Source organism: Endozoicomonas sp. (genome assembly GCF_051008435.1).
Lineage (GTDB): Bacteria > Pseudomonadota > Gammaproteobacteria > Pseudomonadales > Endozoicomonadaceae > Endozoicomonas_A.
Window position 1 is genome coordinate 1 of record NZ_JBPCXO010000467.1, and the last position, 7,274, is coordinate 7,274.

Genomic DNA, 7,274 nt, shown 5'->3' on the forward strand with positions numbered 1-7,274 from the left:
GTGGCGCTCCTATAGAAGTCATCAAACAGTACGTTCAGCAGCAGAGAACACCGCATTAGTCGGCTATCGCCGACGAGCTTACATCCCCGCACTCAAAGTACGGGGTTTTACGCTCAACCGATAACAACGGTAAGCGTCCTGCTGAAGAAGTTCGCAAAGAAATCAACGCCCACGGTGTCTCGGTTGTTCATATCAAACTGGTTGATAGTGTCTGGGACGTGGTTAAAAACAGTCAATACAACAAGCGTTACACCGCTGCTACTGAAATGGACCTGACAGGACCAGTAGCGGACAATGATCTGCTGGTGACCAAATACACCGATGAAAAAGGTAATAAAGCACTGGCCCGTGGTACCAACAATAACTGTGGTAATGGCCACACTCCATGGGGCACTTACCTGACGTGTGAAGAAAACTGGCCGGGCTATTTCGTCAATAATGGTGACTTGATCAAAGAGCAGGAGCGTCTTGGTATCAGTACCAACGGCACTCGTTATAGCTGGGATACGGTGCTTCCTGCTGCAGAAAAAGAAACGGGTGAGTTTGCTCGTTTTGATGTAACGCCAGGTGCTGGAGATGTTACTCAGGATTTCCGTAATGAAGCCAATGGCCATGGCTATATTGTTGAGATTGATCCCTACAATCCTCAAGCCAAAGCTATCAAACGGACCGCTCTGGGTCGTTTCCGCCATGAAGAGTGCTCATTTGGCAAGCTGGCAGAAGGTCAGCCTGTGGTCTTCTATTCTGGTCATGACAGCCAGTTCGAGTACATCTACAAGTTTGTTTCCAAAGAGCTTTGGAATCCAGCAGATGCCAACTCTGAAAATCGCCTGGTGACCGGTGCCAAGTACATGAATGAAGGTACTTTGTATGCGGCTCGTTTTGATGAGCAGGGCAAAGGGGAATGGCTGCCTCTGACTCCAGAAGCAAAGACCAAAAACGGAGTTAAGCTTGGGAATGTTCCAGGATTCTCAACTCAGGCTGAAATTATTCTGAATACCCCGGGAGCTGCCGATCTGGTGGGTGCTACACCTATGGATCGCCCTGAGTGGACAGCCGTTGATCCGAAAACCGGTTCTGTATATGTCACGCTGACAAACAACAGCAGTCGTGACAATCAGGATAATAATCCAGACACTGATACCAACGTGGCCAATCCTCGTGAAGGAAACCAATACTGTCATATCATTCGCTGGAATGAAGGCGCTGATCCCAGTGTGTTCACTTGGGAATTCTTCCTCTTTGGTTCTTTCGCATCAGCAGACACATTGGTGAACCTGTCCGGTCTGAATGAAACCAATGAATTCGGCAGTCCGGATGGTCTGGCATTCGATGATCGTGGTTTGATGTGGATTCAAACCGATGGCGGTGCTAACGAGAACACCAATGATCAGATGCTTGCGATTATCCCTTCTGAGTTAAACAGCACTGATAATAAGCTGGCAGTCAATGCTGATAATCAGGAAGAACTGAAGCGTTTCTTTGTTGGCCCTAATGGTTGTGAAGTGACCGGTTTGGCATTTGCACCGGATAATCAGAGTCTTTTTCTGAATATTCAGCATCCAGGTAACTGGCCAGCTGCAGGGGCGACTGATGCAACCGATTCCAGTGGTGCTAATCGTGCGCGCTCTTCCACGGTCGTCATTATGAAAGAAGGTGGTGGTGAGGTCGGCGTTTAAATAGCTCTCACAGCCTGACAAGATGAAAAAGCCGGGGAGCAAAATACTCTTCGGCTTTTCTATGTCTGGCACAGACTCTTAAAAGACTTAGACTTCAGTTTGTCATATTCGAGACATTTTATTGAAATGCTAATGTCGTTTAATAACCCCAGTTTCCAATAACTAAAAAAACTGGTCGCAGGGCATATAACGACGATGAGCAAACATACTTTTGATCCCACCGTTTATAACGACAGTGGCAACAAGCCGATTTCTGCCGTGCTGGAAAAAGAGCTGACCCGCAGAGGTGTAATCAAGCGTGGTGGAGCCCTGGCAGCCTTTACAGCGCTGGCCAGCCTTGGCTTGACCGGATGTAATAACGACGATTCCGATACTGAAACCACATCTGCTGACCTGACACTGGGCTTTGAGTCCATCGCCGGATCAAAACTGGATGCTGTCGCTGTCGCCGCAGGCTATAAGGCTCAGGTACTTGCCCCCTGGGGAACGCCATTGAATGACTCAGCCAACGCCTGGGCGGATGATGGCAGTAACAGTTCTGAAGATCAGTTGAATGCCGTTGGTATGCACCACGATGGCATGCACTTTTTCCCTCTGGGAGAAGGTACCAGTGAAGGCATTCTCTGCATCAATCATGAATACATAGATCAGAAGGCGCAGCATCCCAACGGTGCCACAGAAGAGTCAGCCGGTGTGCGACCCGTGGAAGAAGTGCGCAAGGAAATCAATGCCCATGGTATTTCTGTAGTGCACATCAAACTGATGGATGGCGTCTGGGACGTTGTCACCAACAGTACTTATAACAAGCGTTTTACAGCTGCTACCGAAATGGATGTTTCCGGTCCTATCGCAGAGAGCGATCTGGATCTTCTGGTGACTAAGTACACGACTGAGAAAGGTAACAAGAACATTGCCCGTGGTACCAATAACAATTGCGGAAACGGTCATACTCCTTGGGGAACCTACCTGACGTGTGAAGAAAACTGGCCTGGCTATTTCACGCGTTCAGATTCTGTTGATAACTGGACAGATGAGCAGAAGCGTATGGGCATCAGTGACGGCGGCACACGTTATGGCTGGAATACGCCAGCCGATGGTTCTGTAACCGGTGAATTCTCCCGTTTTGATGTGATCCCATCCGGTGCCAATGCCACTGAAGATTACCGCAATGAAGCCAATGGTCATGGCTATATCGTAGAAATTAACCCCTATAATGCCAGCGAAAAAGCCATTAAGCGCACAGCTCTGGGGCGTTTCCGGCATGAAGACTGCTCATTCGGCAATGTAGAGCAGGGTAAGCCTGTTGTTTTCTACTCAGGTCATGATGGTCGCTTTGAGTATATCTATAAGTTTGTTTCTGAAGCTCTATGGGATTCTGCAGATGCCAATCCTGCTGATCGTATGGCAACGGGTGCCAAGTATATGGACAAGGGGACACTATACGTCGCACGCTTTGACGAAAATGGCGTGGGTGTTTGGTTGCCTCTGACACCAGACTCAACCACCAAGGACGGTCAGCGACTGGGTGATATCAGTGGTTTTGAAACACTGGCAAAGGTTATTTTGAACACTCCGGGCGCTGCAGATCTTCTGGGAGCTACGCCTATGGACCGTCCTGAGTGGACTGCCGTAGATCCAAAAACCGGTGCGGTCTACGTCACACTGACCAACAATACCAAGCGTGATAACCAGGATTCAGATACCAAAAACGATACCAATGCAGCCAACCCCAGGGAAAATAACCAGTACGGTCATATTATTCGCTGGACTGAAGGTTCTGAAGCCACGGCATTCAACTGGGAGTTCTTCTTGTTTGGTTCCCCGGCCAACAGTAATGCAGACACCAATCGTTCCAGCCTGAATGCCAGTAATGAACTGGCCAGCCCGGACGGTCTGGTATTTGATGATCGCGGTATTCTGTGGGTTCAAACCGATAATGGTGCCTCTGAAGTGACTGAAAATACCAATGATCAGATGCTGGCCATTATCCCTTCACAACTGGATCAATCCGCAGATGGCGCTCCTGTTGTGAATAATGCGAATCAGGACCAGTTGAAACGTTTCTTTGTGGGGCCAAATGGTTGTGAGGTGACAGGGCTGGCATTTAACAATGGCTACACCAGCTTCTTTGCCAATATTCAGCATCCTGCTAACTGGCCTTACACCAAAAATGCTGCTGAAGAGACTCCGGCTGACCTGAATGTCCGACCTCGTGCGGCTACTGTCGTTATTATGAAAGAAGAGGGTGGAGAAATAGGTGTGTAAATAACCTTTTTTATCACCCGAAAAAAAGCCGAAGCGCATTTTGCTCTTCGGCTTTTTCATGCTTGTGGCACAGAGTTTATCGCAAAGTAGCCTTGAGAGTCATACCGGTGCGGGCACCGACTACGCTGACATACTGATAGCCTGAACCGGGGTTGTTGACTGTCATGTTTTCAGTATTGCCTGTTCCCGTGGAGCTTTGGTCATAGTTACTGGCAGTAGCCCAGATGCTGGCCTTGTAATAGACATTGCCGTTACCACTTCCATGTCCGGCTTCAATCTGAATGGCGTTTGTGCCAGAAGGTACAAGAATCCAATAGTATTGAATATTGCCTGAGTCGCTGGCATCCGGAACACACACTGCATCGGCACTGGTTAAGCCATTAGCCGTTTGAGGTGTTTCAGTGGCACAGGCATCTTCCAGGCCGTTACCAGAGACCTCTGTTACGGACACAGTGGCTGAGTCTGAAGAAGAGGCCCCGTCGTTATCAGTTACGGTAAGTTCTGCAGTGTAAGACCCTGCAGAAGAGTAACTGTGAGTAGGGTTGGCCGATGAACTGCTATTACCGTCGCCAAAGCTCCAGCTATAAGTGGCAATAGAGCCATCGGAGTCAGAAGATCCCGCACTGCTGAAAGCAATATTGGTAGCCATATTACCGGAATAGGGACCATTGGCATTCGCCACCGGAGGCTGGTTGCTTCCATCTGCAACAATATTAACGGAGTAATCCTCAACTTCGCCATCACCGATGTTGCCACAGGAAGCTGTGGGTGCTGAATTGTACTTCATGGCAATGCGCATGCGAGTGCCGATAACGCCTGATGCTGAAGCAGGAATATTAAGATTTGCATTCACTGCTGCTGAGCCAGAGACACCGCTTAAGACTTGTTCACCACTGTCTGTGAAGTCCCCATCCTTATTCAGGTCAATCCATACGGACCAGTGTTCGGTGTAGGCATTGCCTGAGAAACCGGGTGTCAGAGTGACTGAATTGTTACCTGTACTCAGGCTTGCAGTTTGGCTGGTAAAGTCAGTATAAACTGCCTGGTTCGAACTGTTATTCAATCCCCCGGTTGCGACATTGGCTATCCATTCATAGTTACCCCCACCTTGGGCAGAGCAATAGGATAAACTTCCTGCGGATACGGTAACGGAAGCTGTATCGTTTGCGGTTAATCCAGAGTTATCTGTCACAGTCAGGATGACACTATAGGAGCCCGTGGTTGTATAGCTATGGCTTGGATTAGCGGCAGTGCTGGTGTTGCCATCACCAAAATTCCAGCTGTAAGAAGCAATGCTGCCATCAGGATCGTTGGATCCGGAGCTGCTGAACGCAACCGGATTGTTCACAGAGCCGGTGTAAGGACCATTGGCTTTAGCAACAGGTGGCTGTCCCGAAGAACCTGACCCCGTCCGCATATGGATGTAGCTGCTATTGTTAGCCTCTGTCCACTCTGAGACGGAGTTGTCATTGTCGATAATGACGCCCAGATAGTAGTCGGTATTGGCTGACAGATTATCTGGAATCACGACATTGCGTGTGATCGTATCCGGTGTATTACGAGTCACTGTAACCGTATCAGTAGAAATTAAAGTGTCAGTACTGGTGATGGTCGCGTTCGTCGAAATATAGTAACCCAGAGTGGCGGTATGAGAGTTAGTACCGTTATTCTCCAGCGTCATTTCATACTGGATTGCTTGACCTGGCTCCACTTCATAGCGTCTTTCACAGCTGGAATAACCGCAGCCGGAGACAGCAACGGTGGAATCGAGGACTGCCCCGTTGCTGTCAAAAAGTCGGGTTCTGCCATGAGAGCTGTATTCTCCTGAAGCCCCGGTATGCCTCCAGGCGGCAACGGATAAGTCTTCCCGGGCGGTTTGACCATAAGTAGCAATTAAACCGTTAACAGCATCTTCTCCCATGTAGGAGCGTAAAGCATTGTCACCGGTGGTATGAACATGGGTGTAGTCTGACCCCATAATGTTGTAGTAACGATTTTCGTGGGCCAGGCCAATGGTATGACCGACTTCATGAAGTGCGGTTGTTTCAAAGGTTCGAGCGTCACCGCCATAATTCCAGAAGTTGGTTTTATCTTCCATGCCGTCGTTGTAAGAGACCGTATTGTGGAAAATAATATCCCCTTCAATCGTATTGCCGCATGGGTCGGTAATGTTGTAGCCAATGGCAGAGTTACCATTGTTACCCCACCAGACTTCACTCTCACCGTTACCAACGCCCACATTGAGGTCATTATCCAGTTGGAGACCTACCGTTAAGTTAACCGGGGTATCGTTAAAGCGTGCCAGGGCGTTGGAAAATGACGTAAACCATTTGGCGTATTGGCCATCAAAGCCTGTCGGGTTGGCATTAAAGGTAAAACTGTTACTGCCCCACTTTCTTGGTGTGCTGTTACCACAGTCGGTCCAGTATTTATAAGCGAGTGCTTGCCCGCTTGATAAGGTCAATAAGGTGACTGCTCCCAACCTTATAAGAAATTGATTAAGTTTCATGATGGGTTCACTTGAATGTGTTTAAAAAGGTTGGGAGAGGTTATTCTTCTTCACTTTTAAAGCTGTCAGTAAGAACGGGGTTGCCACCGTTATTTCTGAGTTGTTCCCGTTCCCACTGATCGTGAGAACTACCCTGGGCATCAAAAGATTGCTGGGTGTTAATGAGCTGGGGAACTGAAGGGGCTTTCAACGATTGAGTTAAAACACTGTACGCTTTAAAAGGTGTGTTTTTATCAATGTTATTGACCGTTGCCCGAGGTTTTTTTCTCAAGCTTTTTGAGGCTTCGTCCAGGGATTTCAAGTGAGAAACAAATTGAGGGATGTTGGTCTTTTTAAGACTGGCAGCGTGCATGCCTTTTAATTGGGTAGATTGTGAAATGTAATCGACGCCACCTTTGTCATCAACTACGATAGCCGATTGATTACCCGCAATGATTTTACCACTGTTTAGCAAAAAACGACCATGTTCACATTCAACCAGGTCACAACCCGTATCACTGTTTTTCTGTACCAGCAAAATAGCTTGCTCGCCAATAGTGACATTAGGTGTATTGGTTGCACTTAGCCGATTGCCGTTTGCAAAAGTGCCACCGACATACTTTAAGGTAATGGTTGCGTCTGTATAGTTGCCAGCAATAACTTGATCAACTTTATAAGTGATGAAGGTATAAGGGATGCCTTCTAATGATAATTTGTAATTCCTAAAAAACTGCTGGACAGAGAAAGAGAATAGTACCTTTCCCTTGCAGCGACTATCCTTTATCCCATGGTTTTCTCAACCCGCAACGAACAGCAGAGTGAACAGACTGCAAAGCTTCTTA

At 48.0% G+C, this 7,274-nt stretch carries 4 protein-coding genes; 2 read left to right on the forward strand and 2 right to left on the reverse strand.

Translation table 11 applies throughout. From position 1 onward, the window contains the following. Window positions 1-65 precede the first annotated feature (65 nt). Complete coding sequence (locus tag ACR2PX_RS22995) at window positions 66-1,679, forward strand: PhoX family protein (protein ID WP_434001687.1); 1,614 nt, start codon at window positions 66-68, stop codon at window positions 1,677-1,679. Between the two features lie 195 nt (window positions 1,680-1,874). Then, entirely contained in the window at window positions 1,875-3,944 is a 2,070-nt protein-coding gene (locus tag ACR2PX_RS23000; RefSeq protein WP_434001684.1) for a PhoX family protein, read from the forward strand. Window positions 3,945-4,020: 76 nt separating this feature from the next. On the opposite strand, the gene ACR2PX_RS23005 is transcribed toward ACR2PX_RS23000, so the two are convergent. Both ACR2PX_RS23005 and ACR2PX_RS23010 read right to left on the reverse strand, forming a co-directional pair. Continuing rightward, window positions 4,021-6,453 (reverse strand): PKD domain-containing protein, encoded by a 2,433-nt coding sequence (locus ACR2PX_RS23005; protein WP_434001685.1) that lies wholly within the window; start codon window positions 6,451-6,453, stop codon window positions 4,021-4,023. Between the two features lie 40 nt (window positions 6,454-6,493). Continuing rightward, window positions 6,494-6,970 carry a hypothetical protein gene (locus ACR2PX_RS23010; protein WP_434001686.1) on the reverse strand — a complete coding sequence of 159 codons (477 nt, stop codon included), beginning with the start codon at window positions 6,968-6,970 and terminating at the stop codon, window positions 6,494-6,496. Window positions 6,971-7,274: the final 304 nt, after the last annotated feature.

Coding starts and splice junctions, on each gene's coding strand:
- ACR2PX_RS23000 (WP_434001684.1), top strand. CDS start 1,875: ATGAGCAAACATACTTTTGATCCCACCGTTTATAACGACAGTGGCAAC.
- ACR2PX_RS23005 (WP_434001685.1), bottom strand. CDS start 6,453: ATGAAACTTAATCAATTTCTTATAAGGTTGGGAGCAGTCACCTTATTG.